Here is a 19,392-nt window from a genome sequence, read left to right as displayed (position 1 = left end):
TCGACACCCGCCTCGATACGCCGCCTATCTCAGTCCGTCATCACCCACTTTCCCGCATAGCTCTCAGTCCCGCAGAGAGGCCCATAACTTTTGAGTTAGCACTCAGACCAAACCGCCCTCAAATGTGTCTTTTTGAACATTCGGTACGGTTCACAGGTGTTACTATGATCGAGGAACATCTCCACCGATTTTTGGTCACCAACCAACCTTGGAGGAGCACATGAAGACGCTTTGGCTGGGTGCGCCGCTGGCCGTCGGTTTGATCTGTGGCGCGAGCGCCGTCGAGACGCTGTTAAGCGCGCTGGCAGAAAGCTGATAGCCCATATGGGGCGAGCAACTCTTGGATTTTGGGAAGGATTTGTTGGCCCAAATGGTGGCTTAGGGAGCTTCCCCTAGGCCGCAGTGGAGGAATCATGTCATTTCGTTTGTCTGTCGTCGCAGCCTTGTTCCTGCAACTTTCGTTTGGCCCTGCCTGTGCTGAACCAGAGCTGGAGGCTTGCCGCTCATCCGGATTGGTTGCGCTGAAAGAGCGCAATCCATCAATCAGCAATGTCTCGCTCGATATGGATAGTATGACGGTAGCAAAGGCAAACGCCAAGGTCGAAGACACTCCCATTCGAACAGTCGTCATAGGCGATGCCTATCTCGAACAAGGAAAAAAGGACACTCGCCGAACTTTCCTTTGTTTGATCGGAGAGAAGGGCAAAGTTCTGCTGACCTTTTTCACAGACAAGTAGGAATTCAAGGTGAAGACTTTGGCTGTCCCGCCATTAGTCCGCAATGGAAGAAACCCGATCTGCAGGCTCGTACTGAACAAGCCCTTGTCGTATCGACCCTTAGCGCGGCAACGCTCATCGCATGCGTGGGTCTCTTAGCAGCCGCGTTGTAGAGCCGCCAATCGACGGCTCTCCACGCGTCCAGAAGTTGTCACGGTCTATGACTCGACTGTGAGCTTTAGGCACTAGGCCGACAAGCCGAGGACGCCCTGCTTTTCTTTTCGGGGCAGCACACTTACGCTCTGCTGCACTCTTGCGTTGAACAATCTGTAAGATGTAGCGGTCGCCGCCAGGATGCGCAGCGCACCCGTGGACAGGTGGAGTCGGCTTCATGGCTGATCCGCCGTCCAAAATACCCGTCGTGTCGGATCGGTAAATCAGGCCGACCACTTGTCCTGTTCGCGGCGGTCCTCGCTCTCATTGAGCCGCTCGGAGACGTCATCAGCGACATCTGAATCGTCAGTGTTCGCGATTGTCGTGCCGTCGTGCTTCTTGATTTTCTTGTCTTCGGCGCTCACCGGAAAATCATCGGGCTTCAATGGCTTCTTTGAAGTGGACATCGCGTCTTCCTCCTGTGCGTCGACGAGATACACGCGTTCTAACACGCGGCCAGAATCTACCTCGGGCGGCGCGTGCTCAATCATTCTCATCGCCCCGAAGTTCCCGCTCCGCCTGTAGCCAGAACTCCAGATCCCGGCCTACGGGCCGGCCGTGCTGTTCCCACAGTTCGTGGGCCCGCGCTCTGGTCGCATCCCTGGATCGTCTCGCGGCCAAGCGCTGCCGCAGTCCCTGCCTCAGTTCTTCGATGAACTGTATCAACCGCTGGTAGGTCGTCTGATCCGTGACGCCGGAAGCGAGTCGTGTGGCTCGTTCGATTTCGCGTTCCAGTTCGCGCGAATCCTCATTGCGATCCATGGGCCGCCCTCCGTCCAAGTAAGACGGCTTAAGCTCCGGATTGTTCAATTCAGGTGGGACGGGAACACAACTCTGCCCGTCACCGGCGGAAGGAGAGAGAGGGCGGCTTCCAATCTCGGCGAACTCAGTAGCCGTTCGCGAGCGGCTCACGCGCGTCGGCGCGACTGGCGGCGGTATCGTCCATGGGCAATCTGCGCCAAAAGCACTCCGGTAACACCACACAGCCGGCTCAGCCCCCCGACCAAATTCAACCCAACTATCCTTCAAGCCGCCGCAGCATGGTGCAGGTCTCAACTTCACGATCGGCACGGCCGCGGCGTTAATCTCCCGCAACAAGGTCGCGGTTTACTTATGGTGCCGTACAACATTGGACCCACGGGATAACTGATCAAATCGCCCGGCGAGGTGGACGAGGGTGATAAGATTGAGCGGTCAAGTTGATTCGGGACCCTGCCATGATGTCCAGTCCGCAACGCAAACTGCCACTGCAGTCCACCCGCCCCGCCTATCAGACGTTGCAAGGCTGGGCCCTTGGCACGCTCATCGAGCAAGGTGCGGTCGTCGAATGTGCGCACCATGGCCATCGCGTGGACCGCGGTGATCCGGACGCTTGGAACCGCGCTCGCGAGGAGGCTTGGCGGAATCCGTTCCCCGGCTCCGCGCCGGAAGCCTGCATCGAGGCGCTGGAAAAGACAATGCGCGGCATCGGAGATACCTGCCCGGATTGCTAAAACCCCTCCTTTCCCGGACTCCCCTTCCCTTCTGATCCGCCTATCTTGCCTGTATTCAGTACAGCTGGAGTTTCTGAGTATGGCCCCGCGCGCCAATTGGAAGGGGTTCTTGAGGCTGTCGCTGGTGACGTGCCCGATCGCATTGTTCCCGGCCACCTCGGAGTCCGAAAAAATCAGTTTCAACCAGATCAATAAGAAAACCGGCCATCGCATCCGCTACCTCAAGGTCGATGGCGAGACCGGTGAGGAAGTGTCCAACGAGGACATCATTAAAGGCTATCAGGTCGATAAAGACCAATACTTGGAAGTTACCAAGGACGAGCTTGAGAACATCGCACTCGAATCCGCGCGCACCATCGAAATCGACGAATTTGTGCCCCGCAGCGAGATCGATGATCTTTATCTTGTCCGGCCTTACTACATTGTCCCCGACGGAAAAGTCGGCCACGACGCGTATGCCGTGATCCGAGAAACAATCCGATCGCTTGATAAGGTCGCGCTGGCGCGGGTCGTGCTGACCAATCGAGAGCACGTCATCGCGTTGGAGGCCCGTGACAAAGGCCTGATGGGCCTGCTGCTGCGCTATCCGTATGAGGTGCGGGACGCCGACGAGTATTTCGACGACATCCAGGACGTCAAGATCACCAAGGATATGCTCGACCTCGCCAAGCATATCGTCGAGCAGAAGAGCGGCCACTTCGAACCACAGAAGTTCGAAGACCACTACGAGACGGCCCTCACCGAACTTCTCGCGCAGAAACAAAAGGGGCTGCCGATCGCCGAGGCGAAGAAGCCGCAGCCCGGCAACGTGATCAATCTTATGGACGCGCTTCGCCAAAGCCTGGCGTCATCTGCCAAGGCTGAGGCCGCCCCCAAGAGCACAAAGGCTTCAGCAAAGAAGACTCAAGCGAAGAAGGGCAAGGCGAGCTGCTGAAGTGCCGAGGTCGCCCTACGCGCCATGCCTGCCGACGCGGGCGACGTCAGTGCCGTCGGGGAAGGACTGGCTACACGAGATCAAGCACGATGGATTACGGAGATCGATGAGCACGAAAGCGCGAGCATTTATTGACTTTTGGATCGAGAATAGCGTTCACGCTTCTGAACAGCCCGGAACCGTTGGCGCCTCCCAAGATGTAGAGGAATTGACGACGCGATGCCGGGAAATGGCTAAGCATGAAGGAATTTCGGAGCAGTCTATCCGCGATGAGATCGGCGACCTGACTGAATACATCCGCAGCAAGCTCGATGCCGCAAACATGGCCGAGAAGGAGCGGCAACAAAACGCGCCAAAATAGCCGGATTCACCCTGAAGAGCGCCTGCGGTATCTTAGGCGTAGGGGGGCACCTCGACCAGTGTACCAATCAAACGTAACAGGGCTTGGTGCTCGGGTCCATTCACGCCGCTCCGCAAGAACTCGCCTAACTCGATGTGCGACAGCCGACCACCAGAAGGCGCATTCGGCTGATGGATGATGAACGCATTCCCGGTCGTCGGTTCGCGCTCTAGGAACCACGCATCTCCGTTCGGACTGCGATACAGTTCTCTTCTCTCGGACATAGGTCGCTCCCCTCTCGTCCGCAAATCAGGAATGAGGCGAGGAATTGCTTGAGCGGATGGATGGGCTCCGTCCTGAGAGGCGCATCTTTAGCCGTTGAGCCTCGAATCTATCCAGCAAAGCGCGCCCGACGCCGCACTCAGGGCTTTTGTTTGTGTGCGACTTTACGGGTTGCTGCTGATTCACGAGCCAATCGCTCAGTCTTCAGGCGTTCTCGGTTTGCATGAAACGCCTTTTGCGCACGTTCATACTCGGACATCGCGACCTTACCATCCGCTTCCCTGAAGGCCTTTTGAGCCTCTCTTTGAGCCGCAGTTGGTTTCTTCGATTCGTGGGTATAAGCCATTTTCTCCTCCATTTATGCCTTAGCAGGTTTATCCGGCTGAACTCAGGAGGTGGAGTTGTCGGAGGTAAAGATTCGACTCCTCACACTCCGGAAGGTTCCAATGTGGCGGACAAATCGGTCGTTACGCAGATCGATACGATCTAGTGCGAGCCTCAGGCCAGCCAGTGATCATTAATGGTCTTTGCGCTTCGGCCTGCACAATCGTCCTTGCGGCAATTCCTCTAACAAGATCTGCGTAACTTCAAACGCTAATCTTGCCTTCCATGCCGCGTGGGATTTCGGAGCGCGCGGACGTACGATTACGAATTGAGGAACCAGCGCTGCCCCGACACCCCGACGATCTCATGTTAGGTCGGGTGGTGCGTCCCGGACCAGCGCTTAGCCTCCTCGACGGCTACCTGCGGTCGCTCACATCCCTCGAAGAAGCTCCGTCATCAGAACTAGCCGCCCCGCGGCAAGCGCGGGCTTTGCACTAAATGATTTCCACCCCCGGATCGTTTCCTGGTACGACGAAATCAGGGTTTGCAGGTGATTGCGAAATACCGCGCTCGACGATGCCGGTCGCTATTAGCCACTCATTTGCATGGCCACTTGCGATGATCACAAGCGCGTCCTGGTTCGTAAGCGCCTGCAGGCGAGCGATCAACTCCCGAACATTCATAGCGATCTCCGCTTGCGACCGGTCCTCAGAACCTGGTCGAAAGAAGCGTCGCCTCGTTTTCATGTTATCGACCATGCAACATCGTTCACCTAAACAAATGTTTAGCCACAGGTTGTCACCGACGATATACCGTGCCTCGTTCCGCCTCTCGCGCAAGCTTCAGCCAATCTTCGGCGAGAAGCAGCCAGGCCTCTTTGTCCAGAGCGTTTTCGGCCTTGTCGGCCAGCTCTCGACACTCCTGAGCTTCCTTTCGAAACCTCTCCGCGTCGGTTTCGGACCTTGGCGTCATCGGCAGTTCCTCTCCCGTCTCGTTTGGGATGGAGATTGTCGATGTGCAAACAGCACCGTCAGGCCGAACGTGAATTGCGCTCCATCGTTCCAAAGCAAAAAGCCCGCTCGGGCATCCCGGCGGGCGCTATCCGTTGACGGCACTTCCCCGCACCGTCCTGCGATAAGGATCAATAGACCGCCCTCACCCACGCGCTGACGAAGTGCAAGAAGCTGGCGCTGGGGAGAGATTGCGCCACCCGATTTGAGACGACCAACTGGAGCGATCCAGATGGATGCAGCGCCTTCAGCCCCCCGGCGTGAGCATGTGGTTCTGCCCCACGAAGTTGCCGAGCCGCTGCATATTCTCAATGAACAGCGCACGCCACTCCGCCGGGTCGATAGGCTCACTCTCTCTCAGTCGAATTGATGCGCGGGCCCTGTTTCCAGCCGAGGGGCCGCACGATAACTTCTGTAAGCCGCCCTGCGCACCGGCCGACCGAATGCCCCGTCGCCAGTTGCTTTCCTCATTTTCGGAATGTGGTTGCAGGGGTCGGATCTAAGCCAACGACACGCTCCCGCTGTACCGCTCAGCTCCACCACTGAAGCGCGATGGCGCTCGCTAGGTCTTTACCTAGTTTAATGTGGCCTCTGCCCCTCGGCAGCTGGCCTGTGGGACATAGAAGGCAAACGCAAACGCAATCGAGCCAAGCAGAGCACGTCACTCCAGGAGCGGCTACTCGAGTCGACCCAGCGGGCTCGCCCTCAGGCGTTCAATTTACCACCCGGCGCGGAGCGAATCAGCGGCCTTCCATCACCACCATGGCCACCTTGGACATCCGGCCGACGCAGTTCGCATCGTAGGACGGCTGTTCGATCACCACGCAGCCACCTACTGGCGCCCCATTTAAATTTTTCAGGCGCGTGGCCGACTCATAAGAAGGGTACTCAGTGGAAGGGTACTCAGTGCAAGTCTACGAATAGCCGCGACAGCCTGCAGGGTCGATGGGCTCGTAAGTTGGCGAGCCTCTAGAAGGCCCGGTTCGCCCGCTTTCCTGACGCCCCGTCCACCTGCGCCACGGACCGTACGTTCGCGCGGCCGCGTTGCGATCCTTGCTGCTTGAGCGAGCCTCCCTGCTTGGCATAGGCGTGGGTGATTTCCGCGCCCATCAGGATGATCTGCGAGGTGTAGTAAACCCAGATGAGCACGACGACGATCGAGGCGGCCGCACCGTAGGTCGATTCCAGGCCCTGCTTGCCGATGTAGAAGCCGATCGACGCCTTTCCCTCCTCGAAAAACAGGGCGGTCAGGAATGCTCCCAGCCAGACGTCCCGCCAGGCGATAGAGACATCCGGCAGCCACTTAAACATCATCGTGTAGTTCAGCTTCGCAGGAACATGCGCGTCCCACCCGATTGATTGACCAATGACTTTAGACAGGAGGATCCCATGGCAGTCGAGGCACGCGAAACCGCAAATCTGATTGGAAGCGACAAAGTTGAAGGTACCGCCGTTTACGGCGCAGCTAGTCAGAAGATTGGAAGTATCGAACGCGTCATGATCGACAAAGTAGGCGCCAAGGTGGCTTATGCTGTACTAAGTTTCGGCGGTTTCCTCGGCGTTGGCGACGATCATTATCCGCTGCCCTGGCAATCATTGAAATATGATACGAGCCTTGGTGGCTATGTAACAGGTATTACTGAGAGCCAGCTCCGCGCCGCACCCAAGTATCGCGGTGATAGCGCTTGGAATTGGAGCGATCCGACCGTTGGGCGCTCGGTGAACGAATACCTATGGCGTTCCGGGTGCTTGAGTGAACGCTTGGCGAGGGACGATCGGAAAGCGCCCAGGGTACGTCTGTGTATTGAATCCGAAAAGTATCGGTGCCGGCCGATCGTCCTTTCGCCCTTGACGCGCTCCTCGGCCTCCATCTCGCCAGCTTCCGCAAAGCGGCGTCCTGACCGCCCGCCGCGGCGTATGCTCGCCATGCTTGAACGGCATTCCCGGCTGGGAGAACAGGCTCGCGTTACGCCGAGCCAGGACTTCCCGGGAGCACCGTTCATCCCAGAGCGAGCGATTCAACATCACTCCGAGACAGGTTATCTTTATTGCCAAGCTCCGAGCTTGGAACCACTTGACCGCCCGCGGCTTAAGAAGGTCTCATCATCCCAACGGAGCGACATGTGGAAATCCGGGCCGGCTACGACATCGCCTTCCAGTGCTGCCAGGAAACGCCGATCCTGCTGATGTTGAGCGTGCGACCGGAGCGCCAAACCGATCTGCTCACGGACAACCGTATCCGATTATCCGGCAACATTCGCTCGCGCGACTATCTCGACGTCTTCGGAAACGTCTGCACGCGGCTCGTGGCGCCGCCAGGTCTCCTGGAAGTTCGCAACAACTTCGTTATTGCCGATAGTGGCCTGCCAGACGAGGCGTGTCCCCAAGCCGAACAATGGCCGATCGACGAACTGCCGGATGACGTGCTCGTTTACCTGCTCGGCAGCCGCTACTGCGATACGGAAAAGCTCAGTCAGCTCGCTTGGCAGCAATTCGGCCATATCGTCGACGGCTGGCAGCGCGTTCAAGCCATTTGCGATTATGTGCATGGTCAGCTCGAGTTCGGCTATCACCACGCGCGGTCGGACAGGACGGCCTCAGAAGGTCATGAGGAAGGACGCGGCGTCTGTCGGGACTTCGCGCATCTCGCCGTTACTCTATGCCGCTGCATGAATATCCCAGCTCGCTACTGCACGGGCTACCTGGGCGATATCGGAGTGCCACGGGATCCTGCACCCATGGACTTCAGCGCCTGGTTCGAGGTCTTCCTCGATGGCCGATGGTTTACCTTTGATGCGCGGCACAATCATCCGCGCGTTGGGCGGATTGCGATAGGCCGCGGGCGGGATGCCGCCGACGTTGCGATTTCAACCTCTTTTGGTCCCAGCCAACTCGCGCGGTTTTATGTTGTGACGGAAGAGGTCGTCGAAGCTCCCGGGCAGCCGCTTGAACCGGCGGCCTGACCGGTCTGGGCGACTTGACCTGGATGGTCCGCTTGGTCGCCTGCCCATGAGCATTGGGCACCTGTCGGTTGAAACAGTCCTCTAACCACCGGTGAACACCCATGAATGATCTACCTGAGCAGGAAATCCGGAATCGCGCCTATCGGCTTTGGCAGGCAGCCGGCGAACCTGAATGCCAGGCGGATCGTTGCTGGTACCAAGCCGAAAAAGAACTCCTTGCCGAGCGACAAAAACAGGGCGACTTGCCGCCCGGTATGACTGACAATCTGCCTATTTGACGCTCGATCGGCACGAGAAAAGCCCCGTCATCGCGGGTGCTCGACCGCTTCGCCGCCGCTAACGCTAGTGGGTAAACCGCCGGGAGAGGCGGAAGTGATCGACAAATCGCGATCCATTGGCCCCATTGTTCGTTATCAATCCTACACGCCTGGTATTGATGCTGAAGGCGACATTGATGCCATGTCGCTGTGGGCCGGACAGAGCGTTGGTCTCGTGTCGAGGCCGCAGTCTGCCGCTGATATCGTGCACGAAATTGCGGAACAAGCTGATTCTATTCTTCGGCAACCGCCATGACGACCGAAGGATTTTCGGACTTCAGTGATCGGCCACTAATATTGTTGAGGTCGCTCCTAATTGCGATCGACCGCGACCGCGCGTTATCTCGCAATTGCAGCCTTTTATGACCGGTTGAAATGGGCACAGTATATTCGTCTTCGGGACCGAGGAGGATGCCATGCCCGAAGCACAAAACGACATTGATTATACGGTCGATATCGGCAGACACGAGACGATGTTCCGTGCGGACACCCCCAAAGGAGAGGAATTCCTCGGCGGCGTTGACCTAACTATTTCCAATGAAGAAGCGCATTCATTCATACAGGATGCCCGCGCAGCAGGGCTGACGGTCAAATCATTTTTCTAACGCTTTCGCAAACCCATCATCCACAAGAGCGTTCAGCGCCACGACTCCCGCGCGACGCACTTGCACTTGTAGCAGCGAGAATACGCTCACGGCCAAAATCGCGTAGTATCCGGCAAATCACCCGAATGCCGCATCGGCTCACGGCAAACCTTACATTTGCGAGCCGTGACTTTACGCTGCGGATCGGCAACTCGGTTCATGGAAGCTATTGGCAACTTTGAGACAGGCCAACCAACCCTGAACATGTCTACCAACCCTGAACATATCCGCTAATCGGGGTGAGAGCGGTGATTGGGAGAAGTCTCATCGCCTCCTCGGTACCCGATGCTCGTGGCGCCCTCTTGTCTTGCAAGGCGCACCGGTCGCGACCTCGCGCGCCTGAGATTTGATCAGCGCCGGCGGCGAGCGGGACCGATCCTGTCGAGGTCGATTCGGGCCATCAGCGACTTGGGGCCGCGCCCTCTGCGCCTGAGGCTTTTCAGGCGCACTTTTGCTATAATGAACGGAAAGATTGCTAACCCAGATCACCCTGGAGCCCAGCTCGGCAGCCGCATAGCGGCGGGGAGGGCCACGTGCATCTACCGAAAGCGAAATCGCGGGACGAAGCCGGCCGAAGGGTCCGATTCTATCTGGCTCTTGGCTCGGTAACGGCAGCGACGCTGATGCTGCAGATCACCGAGACCAGAATCGTTTCCGTTATCTCATGGTACCACCTGGCCTTCTTCGTCATCAGTATTGCCATGTTCGGCCTGACCGCCGGCGCGGTTGCTGTCTATTTGCGCAAGGAGAGGTTCAGATCGGAGCAACTGGCCTACGACCTGGCCGTGGGGGCGCTGGCCTTCGCCTTAACGACCGATCTTGCCCTGCTCGTGCAATTGACGTTGGTGACAGGTGCCTCACCGTCGCTAACCTCCTTGGTCGCTTGGGCGGAATTCGCGCTCTGTCTTGCCGTTCCATTTTTCTTCTCGGGCGTTGAGCCTGGCCCTGACGCGCAGTCCTTATGCAATCGGAAAGGTCTACGGAGCGGATCTGATCGGTGCGGCTGTTGGGTGCATCGGTGTGCTCGTGCTCTTAAATGTGATGAACGGGCCATCAGCGGTGTTGTGGGTCAGTGCGCTCATCGGGCTCGCCGCACTCGGCTTCGCCGGCTCCGGACTCGGCACCCTGCCCGAAGCCACGTCGCTCGGGTCCAAGCTCTTTCGCTACCGCCGAAGCATTGTCACAGGCTGCCTACTCTTTGCGATTGCAAACACGTTTACGACCTATGGCGTTCGACCGACGATCATCAAGGATCACTTGGAGGCGTCAGCGGATCTTGCCTACGATCGCTGGAACTCGTTTTCCCGCATCACCGTCAGTGGGAGCGAAACGGTCCCGCCGGCGATGTTCGGCGCTTCGCCACGCTTGCCGCATTCGACCATTGAGCAGCGAGCGCTGAATATCGACGGCGGCGCCGGCACCGCCCTGTACCGCTTCGATGGAGACCTCGCGAGTCTGGGGTTCCTGCGCTATGACGTGACCAACCTTGCCTACGCCATTCCGGACCTGAAAACGGGTGCCGTGATCGGCGTCGGCGGCGGTCGGGACGTCCTGTCGCAACGCCTCTTCGGCCTGAGGGACGTGACGGGCGTCGAGATCAATCCCATCATCATCGACGTCCTGGAGCGCCACTTTTCCGGCTACACGGCGATCGCGGCGTTGGAGGGGGTGAGGTTCGAGGTCGACGAGGCGCGCAGCTGGTTTGCGCGCACACCGCGCTCCTTCGATGTCATCCAGATGAGCCTGATCGATACCTGGGCGGCGACGGGCGCTGGCGCCTTCACGCTCACAGAAAATGGTCTCTACACCGTCGAGGCCTGGCAACGCTTTCTCGATCGGCTTAACCCAAGTGGCCTGTTCACGGTGAGTCGCTGGTACGCGCCCGGAGAAGTGAACGAGACCGGGCGATTGGTTAGCCTTGCCGTCGCGACACTTCTTGCGAGCGGCGCCGTCGAGCCCCGCCGCCACCTGTTCCTCGCCGCAGCGGGGAAGGTAGCAACACTGATCGTGACGAAGTCGCCGCTCTCGCCGGCGGCGCTCACGGCGCTCGAGGACGCTGCCAAAGCCAACGAATTCACGGTGCTGTTAAGCCCGAATACGTCCGCGCCATCCGCCGTGCTCGAGAAGATCGTCAGTGCGACGGACCGTCGCACGCTCGACCGGGCGACGGCCGGCTTCTATCTCGACCTCACGCCGCCGACCGATGCGCGCCCTTTCTTCTTCAACCAGTTGTGGTTTGCCACGCTGTTGGACCCAGACGTGTTCTCGCATTTCACCCACACCGGCGTGTTCGCGGGCAACCTCGTCGCGACGCTGACCCTTGCCATGCTCGTTCTGATTTCGGCCGCGCTGGTCGCCGCTACAATCATCGTACCGCTGCAGCCGACGGTGAGAGAAGCCGGTTGGCAGCTGGCCGTGGGCGGCACCGTTTATTTTGTTCTGATCGGGATCGGGTTCATGATGGTCGAGATCGCTCTGCTGCAACGGATGAGCGTCTTCCTCGGTCATCCGGTCTACGCGTTGAGTGTCGTTCTGTTCAGCCTGATCCTCTGGACAGGCTTCGGCAGCCTGGCATCCGAGCGCATGCGCCTTGCCGGAACAGGCAAGCTCTTAGCCTGGAGCGTGGCGAGTGCCGCTTACTTGTTTGCGTTGCCGCTCTGGCTGCCTCCGCTCTTGGTCGATCTTGATGGCGCGGGCCTTCTCGTTCGCGCCGGCCTCTGTGTGCTTGTTCTGGCGCCGGCGGGCTTGCTGATGGGCTTCGGATTTCCCACCGGCATGCGATTGGTCTCCGCAATCAGCACGGGTCCCACGCCATGGTTCTGGGGCATCAACGGTGCCGCAGGCGTGCTCGCGGCAAGCGTCGCCGTTGCCACCAGCATTGCCTGCAGTATCGATACGACACTTAGGATCGGAGCCGCCTGCTACCTCTTGGTCGCCGCTCCCGCCATGTTGTTGATGTCCGCCGGCGCCCGATCCAGCCACACCGCGCTCCGATCCCTGCACCCGAGCGAGCCCACGAATGTATAGAATATCGGGCGGGCGCGACGACGAGGTGAGTATTGAGGCTCGATGGCCAGGACCATCAACCTCCAAGATCGGATGGTGAAGGCATCTCTGATCCCTAGACGTCGTACAGCTCCTTTTGTTGCGGCCGATGCTTCCCAATCGTGATTGTGCGCGATCAGGCCGCTTCCCGCGGCGAGTAACAGGATGTAATTGTTTGGTCATTGCAATCGAAATGGGGTCTCCGTAGCGCTGCGGAAGCGCGACGCCCCTTAGCCACGATGGAACGATAACTACTTCTTTCGTTCGTATGATTGAGCGTCACCATTTTGCCGAAAAGCCGAGAATCGCGGGACGCGGTCTCCTGCTTGTCAACATACGGAGATCGTTATGCGCTCTGTTGTTCTAATTCTGGTCATTTTGCTGAGTGAGACTTCGCTTTCTTTTGCACAGGGTCACATGGGCACCCCACAAGAGCAGCAGGCCTGCAGGCGAGATGCGCAGCGCTTTTGCCGAAGGCAATTGGACAATGATTTTGCGGTACAACAATGCTTGCAGCAGAACAGGAGCAGACTGAGCAAAAGCTGTCAAAAAGTATTCGCCAGCCACGGCATGTGAGAGCTCGGTTCTGGGCCAGTCGCTGGGGCGTCCGCCAGCAAGGTCCCCGGGCTTGCCGGTCAATGAACATGCCCATTTCCTTACCGATCAGCTCGAGCGCCTGGTCCGCCACACTCTTGGTAGGTAAACTCGCCGATCTCCTCGCAAGTCCAGCCGACGCGATTGAACGCGAGCAGGACCGGCTCGCGATCGGTGAGATAGAGCGGCCATGAAATCACCGCCTCGCACATGGTTACTTGCCGATAAGACGGATGCAGTCGAACTCGATTTTGCTCTAGCGCCTCTCGCTGCTCCGCCTGGCCGATCAGGTCTTCGAACTCGTAAGCATACGCAGGCCATGCATTGGTGAAACCGCGTCGCGCGCCTCTCAAGGGAATAAGCCTCAGTGTTTTAAGCCTATCGACGTACCTTCGCGACATCCATTCGCTAGTCCACTTCGATGGCAGATCGAGCAGATCAAATTCAGGGGATCATCAAGCGAATTGAACTGAACTAACGACTGCGGCGTGATCCTGCGCATCGGTCTCAGGCTTCGCAAATTTGGAAAACCGATGTTTAGAATTTCCAACCCACTACTTCGGGATCTGATCCGATGTTCATTCGCTGGAAAACAGAAGACGGCCAAAGCTGTAGGGCCGTCCTCGTCGTAAGTCTGCGCACACCCTCAGGAAACTGGCAGCCCGTGAACGGAAACGGCTCAATGTCCGCTTCACCCCAAAAGTGACTGAAGTGCTGTATTGCCGCGAAATGACGCGATAGGCCGATTTCGTTGAAAAAGGCGGCAGTAATCCGATGTATTGGCGCCAGCGCCGAAGCAGCCGAGCGCTTGGTCCGCCACTATGCGGGCCTGGGGATTTGCATCGGGATCAGCTTGGCCATCTTGCGAAGGTTCTGAGCGGTGGCTGCGAGGATGAACTCGTCGCGCGCGCCGTTTGGACCTCGTAAACGCAAACGGTCGAGTTTGAGAATGCGCTTGAGATGCGCGAACAGCATCTCGATCTTCTTGCGGAGCCGACGCGAAGTGCGCCCCTCCCACGATCTCGCGATCTGGCGCGCCATGTCGCGAGCCCCCTCGTAGATCGAGCGCGGTACCCTCCGTGATGCCTGCTTGGGGCCGCACCGGGACTTCAATGCGCAGCGATCACAATCGCGCTTGCTGGCAAGATAAAGCATGGTGGCACCATCATTCACCAGCGTTCCGGTCATGGTAAGAACTTTGCCACCAGGGCAACGATAGGCGTCCCCAGCATGGTCATAGGTGAAGTCGTCGCGCGAGAAGATCCCGTCTGTGCGGGCCGACTTGTCGAAGACTGTAACGTGCGGCTCGATGCCGTGCTCATAGACCAGCCAAGCGAGCATCTCGGCGGAGCCATAGCCGCTGTCACCAAGGAGCCGGCTCGGATAGAGATCAAACCGCTCCAGCGAGCGCTCAATCATGCGCTTGGCGGCCAACACCTCCGCCTGCCGGATTGCCGTCGTCGCCTCAACATCGACGATGATCGCGTTCTCGATGTCGACCAGGTAGTTCGTGGAGTAGGCGAAAAATGCTTGGCCGCCGTGCGCCCCCGTCCAGCGCGCCGCCGGGTCGGAAGGCGACACGAACTTCGGGGTGACCTCGGTCGCTGCTCCGAAAGCGGCATCATCGAGGACAGCCAGATACTCGTCGACCGCACGGCCGGCGGTAGCCGGCGGAAGCCCCTTGTCGCCTTCGATCCCCTTCTGCCGATTGCGTCGGCCTTGATCAAACTCGCATCAACCGCGAAGCCCTCACCGCCGACCAGTTGCTCCTCGATGCAGCGGCGCAGCACGCTCTCGAACACGCGACGGAAGAGGTCGCTCTGTCGGAAGCGGCCATGCCTGTTTTTGGAGAATGTCGAGTGATCCGGCACGGCCCCATCCAGACCGAGCCCGGCAGAACCATCGGTAGGCCAAATTGAGGTGGACCTCATCACACAGCCGCCGCTCCGATCGGATACCGAAGCAGTAACCGATCAGGAGCATCCGGATCATCAGCTCGGGATCGATCGAAGGTCGACCGATATTACCGTAGAAAGGCGCCAGGTCCTGCCTGACCTCTTCAAGGTCGACAAATCTATCGATCGACCGGAGCAGGTGGTCGGCGGGGATATGCCTTTCGAGCGAGAACTCATAGAACAACGCAGCCTGTTCGACTTGCCGATGTCCCATCATGATCTTCAGTCCTGCCAATTAGACAGACTGAATCATTGATCCTTCTGCGTCGCAACAGCCGCCTTTTTCAACAGCATCGGCCAAGAGGCGACGTAACGCGTCCGGGTCAGCTCGGATCGAGTGGCGGGTCGGGGGACTTGGCTTCGTGCCACCACCAGACCTGAGTGTGCAAGACCAGCTTGATCGTTACCCACGTAACGCAATTCCGGATTTCCGAAATGTTTCTGTAGGCATCCTGCCCCATCTGCAAAATGGCGATGTCTTTCCCTCTCTTACCTCGGTCCGGCATCCGGTCGGCGACGTGGCGCACGACAAAATCCACCGTAGGAGCGGCGTCATGGTCAAGGACGGCGGCGCGTTCGCACGCGCAACCTCGATCGGTCCAAGGGCGACAACGGGTTTAGAAGTCTTTGCAGATGCGGCTGGTGGCATTCCTCGCTACGGCGTCACGCGGCGCGGCTGCAATAACGATCGTCTATCGACTCTATGGCGAGAGGTGATTTCCCTCGCCGGCGTTGCAAGGTCATTCTCGTCGGGTGGTGGATAGTCATTTTGATACGAACAGGAGCTTCCATGAAGATTCAAGTCCGCAGCCTCGCGACTGCACTCGCAATTGCTGTTCCTCTCGCAGTGGCCGCCGCGGCCCAATCGTCTGCTGCGCCGATCAATGGCACGTCGATCAAGGCGGCGGTGCCAGCCGTGACGACGGACGTGCGCTATCGGGTGCGGCGGGGCTATCCCACCTATAATTCGGACCGGGGCTATCCCACCTATAATTCGTACTGGGGCTATCCCGCCTATAATTCGTACTGGGGCTATCCCGCCTATAGTTCGTATTGGGGCTATCCGACCTTTAATTCATATTGGAGCTATCCGACCTACCCGCGGGTGGGGGCATTTGCAACAGCGCCGTGGGTTGACGAGTAGCGAGTCGAGATCAACATCGGTCTGCCCCGGTGCCCTGACGTGCCGAACCTCAAACCGGCTTCTCTTACGGCTGGTGGTGACTACGGCTGGTGGTGACGCCAAAGCTTGGCAGCGTGCGGCTCCCTCGAGCCGCCGCTAGCCAACATGTATTTGAGAGATTTTAGCGTTCCTCGGTCATGCGCACGTCGCTCTTGGGTCATTCTCGACTGAGCTAGCCGGTCCTGCCTGCTATTTGATGTCCGCTTTCACCTGAAAGCGACTCGATTGTTAAGCGCCCGCGAAAATGACGCGAAGGGGCCAAAGGCGGAAAAGGCGGAAGTGTACGTTGCTTTGACACCAATCACAGCAGGGCTGCAACGGCGATCGCATCGCGGCATCAGTCTGCTGCGCGCCCATGAACGCGCTTGGCACTGAAAAAGGGGCACAGGTTGCAGGACAACCAGAACTCATTCACGCGGGGGCCCCGCGAGCGAATACGCGGTCGATCTTGGTGGCCATGATGAAGTCGTTCTCATGCAATCCCTTGATCTTCTTGGTCTGCAGCGAGACCGCCGAATAGCCCCAACGGAAGCTGATATTCGGATGATGGCCTTCGGCTTCCGCGAGTTCACCAATCTCCTGAACAAAGGTAAGCGCCTCGCGGAACTTCCGAAACCGGAAGCTCCGATCGATGCGGTGAGCTTCCTCCGCCATTCTGGGACCTGTGCGTGAAAGAGACTCAGCTTGTTCGCGCGGGTGTGGAGGTATTTCGCCACGACAGGGAGTACAGCTTTTGCTGGCAAGACCTTCGGTCATGTTACTTGCTCCTCATGTCACCCTATGCCCGCACTCAGGCTGGCAAACTGCGAAAGTGATGTTGCGATTTCCGCGAACCAATTGAAGGGACTGTGATCCCGGCTGCAGCTGCGCCGGTTGGATCAGTTGGACCGATCTCGGGTCCGGCACCTATACGGCGCGCTCAATCACCCGCGCCGGGATTTGGTGAGAAGTATTGGAGTTTGTCCGGCTTCCCCTCCCACTCCTTGGAGTCGGGCGGGGGCGCTTTTTTGATCGTAACATTTGGCCATATTTTCGCGTATTCCGCATTTAGCGACAGCCATTTCTCAAGCCCCGGCTCGGTGTCAGGCTTGATTGCGTCGACCGGGCATTCCGGCACGCAGACCCCGCAATCGATGCATTCGTCCGGGTGGATGACGAGCATGTTCTCGCCCTCGTAGAAGCAGTCCACGGGGCACACGTCGACGCAGTCCATGATTTTGCAGCGAATACAGCTCTCGTTGACGACGAAGGTCAAATAAGCGTCCTTTCAGCGGATCGCAGTGGTGAACTGATTCATGTCCGTCCGTCCTCGCGGTGCTCGTTCATTGGTTGAAAATGGACGCACAGAAGACCTACGTCCTCTGACTGAATCGGAACACCGAGGAGCAGGCATTCAGCGGCCAAGGGGCTCGCGCTGGGCAGGTTGCCGCACATCTTTCTGCCGAAATGCGTGCAGTCCTGGCAAACACCGAAGCGCCGATGCGCACCACTCGTAGCTAGAGTGGACAGCACTTCGCGCAGCGCGCGACGCATCGCAGTTCGCTCTATCGCGTCGAGCGAATCCAGGGCGCGCACCAGGACTTCGAACGGATCGCGTGCAAGCGCTTTTTTGCCCTTGCTCGTCAGGCGCAGACTTACGCTTCGCCCGTCCGTCGTGAATGGCTGTCGGACCAAGTACCCACCCGCTTCAAGCGCCTTGATGGCTTGTGTTGCGGTGCCGCGGGTTGTCGCTTGAAATTCCGCGAAAGCCGACGGGGTCCGCGAGAACGGGTTCGCACGGGCGAAGAAGCGGAGCGCCATCCATTGGGCCGGACTGAGTTCGCCGTCGTAACCCTCAGCTTGTACGAGCCGTCCCACCTGCAGCAGGAGCTCTGCTGTTTCGCGCGCTGACATGATGGCCTCTTCGAAAATATAATAGCGTTTCGAAATCAACTTGACAACCGATTGGACAAGGATAGTTTTGTTTCGAAACTGGTTGGAGGGCTAGATCATGGCCCGCAACGCGGCCCTGCCGATCCATACGGCGGAACCCAGCCTCACCCGTTATCTCGGGGAAATCCGGCGGTTCCCGATGTTGGCGCGCCAGGAAGAGTACACGCTGGCCAAGCGCTGGCGCGAGCACGGCGATCGCGACGCGGCGCACAAGCTCGTCACCAGCCATCTGCGGCTCGTGCCCAAGATCGCCAGGGACTATCGCGGCTACGGCCTGCCGATCTCGGAGGCAATCTCCGAGGGCAATGTCGGCCTGATGCAGGCGGTCGAGCGCTTCGAGCCGGAGAAGGGCTTCCGGTTCGCCACCTACGCCGTGTGGTGGATCAAGGCGGCGATCCAGGAATACATCCTGCGGTCACGGTCGCTGGTGAAGATGGGCAGCACGGCCAACCAGAAGAAGGTGTTCTTCAACCTGCGCAAGGCCCAAAGCAAAATCTCCATCCTCGACGATGGCGATATGCGGCTGGACCAGGTGAAGATCATCGCCCGGCGGATCGGCGTCACCGCAACGGACGTGATCTCCATGAACCGGCGGCTCGGCGGCGACGCCTCGCTCAACGCGGCGATCCGCGAGGACGGCGATTTCGGCGAGTGGCAGGACTGGCTGGTGGATGAATCCCCGGACCAGGAGACGACGCTCGCTGCGCGCGAGGAGTTCGATAACCGTCGAAAGACGCTGTCCGCTGCGCTCACCGTGCTCAACAAGCGCGAGCGGCGCATCTTCGAGACGCGCCGGCTCGCCGAGGAACGGATCGCGCTCGTGGAGTTGGCCGAGGAATTCGGCGTCTCGCGCGAGCGCGTGCGCCAGATCGAGGTAAACGCCTTCGAGAAGGTGCAGAACGCGGTGAAGCACCGCGTCGCAACGATGGGCACCCCAGCGCCTCTGCAGGTGCGTTAGCTTCCAACCCTCTCCCGTGGTGGGAGAGACCAACAATGGACGTGTCGCTATCGGCACGTTTTACGGTAACCGAACGACGCGAGAGGAGCGCCGCCGGGTGCTGACCGAGCCTCGCTCGACGAACCATGCACTGCCCTTTGCATCATCGATCGGGCGTCTAAGCCGCGCGCTGCAGATGGAAAGTTATCCGACGTTTCATAATGAAGTCGGCGTGCCGATCGTGCGCATTGGCTGCCGCGAGTTCATGTGCATCGGGGATAAGCCGCCACAAGATCACCCCCACATCTACCTTAATATGGGCGATGCCAGCGAGATCGTCTGCCCCTATTGCTCTACGCTATTCTGCTTCGATCCGAGCTTGGGCGCACACGAAGCTGAGCCGGCAGATTGTGCTTATGGTGACGGGGACTGAGTTGAAAAGCAGCAACACTGCTTCCTTCGTCATGCCGGCCGCAGTCAATCAGCGCCAAGCGCCATCGTCCCGCAGTC

General features: G+C 58.9%; 23 protein-coding genes and 3 pseudogenes. 16 read left to right on the top strand and 10 right to left on the bottom strand.

The features are described 5' to 3' along the window. Window positions 1–413: 413 nt before the first annotated feature. Window positions 414–737, top strand: a complete 324-nt coding sequence (locus CWO89_RS22985) for a hypothetical protein (protein WP_245476440.1) — start codon at window positions 414–416, stop codon at window positions 735–737. 416 nt (window positions 738–1,153) lie between these two features. Here the strand turns inward: CWO89_RS22985 and CWO89_RS22980 are convergent, their stop codons facing one another. After that, on the bottom strand, window positions 1,154–1,420 hold the full coding sequence (locus CWO89_RS22980; RefSeq protein WP_245476439.1) for a hypothetical protein: 267 nt from the start codon (window positions 1,418–1,420) through the stop codon (window positions 1,154–1,156). Then, the gene (locus CWO89_RS22975) at window positions 1,413–1,691 is read right to left on the bottom strand and encodes a DUF2934 domain-containing protein (RefSeq protein ID WP_130581015.1); all 279 of its coding nucleotides are present in this window, start codon (window positions 1,689–1,691) and stop codon (window positions 1,413–1,415) included. The genes CWO89_RS22980 and CWO89_RS22975 overlap by 8 nt, the downstream gene beginning before the upstream one ends. Window positions 1,692–2,146: 455 nt before the next feature. Here CWO89_RS22975 and CWO89_RS22970 point away from each other — a divergent pair, with 455 nt between their 5' ends. The 3 genes from CWO89_RS22970 to CWO89_RS22960 all read left to right on the top strand — a co-directional run bounded on the left by CWO89_RS22970 (window position 2,147) and on the right by CWO89_RS22960 (window position 3,717). Continuing rightward, window positions 2,147–2,422, top strand: a complete 276-nt coding sequence (locus tag CWO89_RS22970; RefSeq protein ID WP_130581014.1) for a hypothetical protein — start codon at window positions 2,147–2,149, stop codon at window positions 2,420–2,422. Window positions 2,423–2,501: 79 nt separating this feature from the next. Next, window positions 2,502–3,356 carry a non-homologous end joining protein Ku gene (gene ku, locus CWO89_RS22965; RefSeq protein ID WP_130581013.1) on the top strand — a complete coding sequence of 285 codons (855 nt, stop codon included), beginning with the start codon at window positions 2,502–2,504 and terminating at the stop codon, window positions 3,354–3,356. A gap of 106 nt (window positions 3,357–3,462) precedes the next feature. Next, window positions 3,463–3,717, top strand: a complete 255-nt coding sequence (locus CWO89_RS22960; RefSeq protein ID WP_130581012.1) for a DUF768 domain-containing protein — start codon at window positions 3,463–3,465, stop codon at window positions 3,715–3,717. Window positions 3,718–4,117: 400 nt separating this feature from the next. Here CWO89_RS22960 and CWO89_RS22950 read toward each other — a convergent pair whose 3' ends face one another. Continuing rightward, window positions 4,118–4,324, bottom strand: a complete 207-nt coding sequence (locus CWO89_RS22950; RefSeq protein ID WP_130581010.1) for a hypothetical protein — start codon at window positions 4,322–4,324, stop codon at window positions 4,118–4,120. A gap of 113 nt (window positions 4,325–4,437) precedes the next feature. Here CWO89_RS22950 and CWO89_RS48025 point away from each other — a divergent pair. Next, window positions 4,438–4,631: pseudogene (locus tag CWO89_RS48025) on the top strand (hypothetical protein); the annotation flags it as partial. A 165-nt stretch (window positions 4,632–4,796) separates the two neighbouring features. Here CWO89_RS48025 and CWO89_RS22940 read toward each other — a convergent pair. The 3 genes from CWO89_RS22940 to CWO89_RS22935 all read right to left on the bottom strand — a co-directional run bounded on the left by CWO89_RS22940 (window position 4,797) and on the right by CWO89_RS22935 (window position 6,626). After that, window positions 4,797–5,060 (bottom strand): hypothetical protein, encoded by a 264-nt coding sequence (locus CWO89_RS22940; protein ID WP_130581009.1) that lies wholly within the window; start codon window positions 5,058–5,060, stop codon window positions 4,797–4,799. 40 nt (window positions 5,061–5,100) lie between these two features. Next, complete coding sequence (locus CWO89_RS47045; RefSeq protein WP_207234546.1) at window positions 5,101–5,274, bottom strand: hypothetical protein; 174 nt, start codon at window positions 5,272–5,274, stop codon at window positions 5,101–5,103. A gap of 1,007 nt (window positions 5,275–6,281) precedes the next feature. Further along, window positions 6,282–6,626 (bottom strand): YihY/virulence factor BrkB family protein, encoded by a 345-nt coding sequence (locus CWO89_RS22935; RefSeq protein WP_245476438.1) that lies wholly within the window; start codon window positions 6,624–6,626, stop codon window positions 6,282–6,284. A 75-nt stretch (window positions 6,627–6,701) separates the two neighbouring features. On the opposite strand from CWO89_RS22935, the pseudogene CWO89_RS48020 reads away from it, so the two are divergent. The 7 genes and pseudogenes from CWO89_RS48020 (at window position 6,702) to CWO89_RS48015 (ending at window position 12,857) form a co-directional block, all read left to right on the top strand. Then, window positions 6,702–7,065 (top strand): annotated as a pseudogene (locus CWO89_RS48020) (PRC-barrel domain-containing protein). 370 nt (window positions 7,066–7,435) lie between these two features. Then, a complete protein-coding gene (locus tag CWO89_RS22925; RefSeq protein WP_130581007.1) occupies window positions 7,436–8,275 on the top strand; it encodes a transglutaminase-like domain-containing protein in 840 nt (279 codons plus the stop codon). Between the two features lie 101 nt (window positions 8,276–8,376). Further along, window positions 8,377–8,553 carry a DUF2934 domain-containing protein gene (locus tag CWO89_RS22920; protein ID WP_130581006.1) on the top strand — a complete coding sequence of 59 codons (177 nt, stop codon included), beginning with the start codon at window positions 8,377–8,379 and terminating at the stop codon, window positions 8,551–8,553. A 94-nt stretch (window positions 8,554–8,647) separates the two neighbouring features. Then, window positions 8,648–8,848: a hypothetical protein gene (locus CWO89_RS22915; protein WP_130581005.1), complete on the top strand. Its 201-nt coding sequence runs from the start codon at window positions 8,648–8,650 to the stop codon at window positions 8,846–8,848. A gap of 160 nt (window positions 8,849–9,008) precedes the next feature. Continuing rightward, entirely contained in the window at window positions 9,009–9,197 is a 189-nt protein-coding gene (locus CWO89_RS22910) for a hypothetical protein (RefSeq protein WP_130581004.1), read from the top strand. 945 nt (window positions 9,198–10,142) lie between these two features. Then, window positions 10,143–12,263 (top strand): polyamine aminopropyltransferase, encoded by a 2,121-nt coding sequence (locus tag CWO89_RS22905; RefSeq protein ID WP_130581003.1) that lies wholly within the window; start codon window positions 10,143–10,145, stop codon window positions 12,261–12,263. A 366-nt stretch (window positions 12,264–12,629) separates the two neighbouring features. After that, the gene (locus CWO89_RS48015; RefSeq protein WP_130581002.1) at window positions 12,630–12,857 is read left to right on the top strand and encodes a hypothetical protein; all 228 of its coding nucleotides are present in this window, start codon (window positions 12,630–12,632) and stop codon (window positions 12,855–12,857) included. 837 nt (window positions 12,858–13,694) lie between these two features. On the opposite strand, the pseudogene CWO89_RS22895 reads toward CWO89_RS48015, so the two are convergent. Next, a pseudogene (locus tag CWO89_RS22895) lies at window positions 13,695–15,047 on the bottom strand (transposase). Between the two features lie 145 nt (window positions 15,048–15,192). Here CWO89_RS22895 and CWO89_RS22890 point away from each other — a divergent pair. Both CWO89_RS22890 and CWO89_RS22885 read left to right on the top strand, forming a co-directional pair. Further along, window positions 15,193–15,594, top strand: coding sequence for a hypothetical protein (locus CWO89_RS22890; RefSeq protein ID WP_130581001.1), 402 nt, complete (start codon window positions 15,193–15,195; stop codon window positions 15,592–15,594). Between the two features lie 26 nt (window positions 15,595–15,620). Continuing rightward, window positions 15,621–15,974, top strand: coding sequence for a hypothetical protein (locus CWO89_RS22885; RefSeq protein WP_130581000.1), 354 nt, complete (start codon window positions 15,621–15,623; stop codon window positions 15,972–15,974). A 450-nt stretch (window positions 15,975–16,424) separates the two neighbouring features. Here CWO89_RS22885 and CWO89_RS22880 read toward each other — a convergent pair whose 3' ends face one another. The 3 genes from CWO89_RS22880 to CWO89_RS22870 form a co-directional block, all read right to left on the bottom strand. Further along, window positions 16,425–16,769, bottom strand: a complete 345-nt coding sequence (locus CWO89_RS22880; RefSeq protein ID WP_130580999.1) for a 4a-hydroxytetrahydrobiopterin dehydratase — start codon at window positions 16,767–16,769, stop codon at window positions 16,425–16,427. A gap of 163 nt (window positions 16,770–16,932) precedes the next feature. Continuing rightward, window positions 16,933–17,268, bottom strand: coding sequence for a ferredoxin FdxA (gene fdxA / locus CWO89_RS22875; protein WP_130580998.1), 336 nt, complete (start codon window positions 17,266–17,268; stop codon window positions 16,933–16,935). Between the two features lie 38 nt (window positions 17,269–17,306). Next, window positions 17,307–17,945 carry a MarR family winged helix-turn-helix transcriptional regulator gene (locus CWO89_RS22870; protein WP_130580997.1) on the bottom strand — a complete coding sequence of 213 codons (639 nt, stop codon included), beginning with the start codon at window positions 17,943–17,945 and terminating at the stop codon, window positions 17,307–17,309. Between the two features lie 58 nt (window positions 17,946–18,003). Here CWO89_RS22870 and rpoH point away from each other — a divergent pair, with 58 nt between their 5' ends. Together rpoH and CWO89_RS22860 are read left to right on the top strand one after the other, a co-directional pair. Beyond that, the gene (gene rpoH, locus CWO89_RS22865) at window positions 18,004–18,903 is read left to right on the top strand and encodes an RNA polymerase sigma factor RpoH (protein ID WP_130580996.1); all 900 of its coding nucleotides are present in this window, start codon (window positions 18,004–18,006) and stop codon (window positions 18,901–18,903) included. A gap of 175 nt (window positions 18,904–19,078) precedes the next feature. Continuing rightward, a complete protein-coding gene (locus CWO89_RS22860) occupies window positions 19,079–19,315 on the top strand; it encodes a zinc-finger domain-containing protein (protein WP_130581016.1) in 237 nt (78 codons plus the stop codon). Window positions 19,316–19,392: the final 77 nt, after the last annotated feature.

The organism is Bradyrhizobium sp. Leo170 (assembly GCF_004296405.1).
In the GTDB taxonomy this organism is placed as follows: domain Bacteria; phylum Pseudomonadota; class Alphaproteobacteria; order Rhizobiales; family Xanthobacteraceae; genus Bradyrhizobium.
This window is presented reverse-complemented; position numbering and strand designations above follow the sequence as displayed.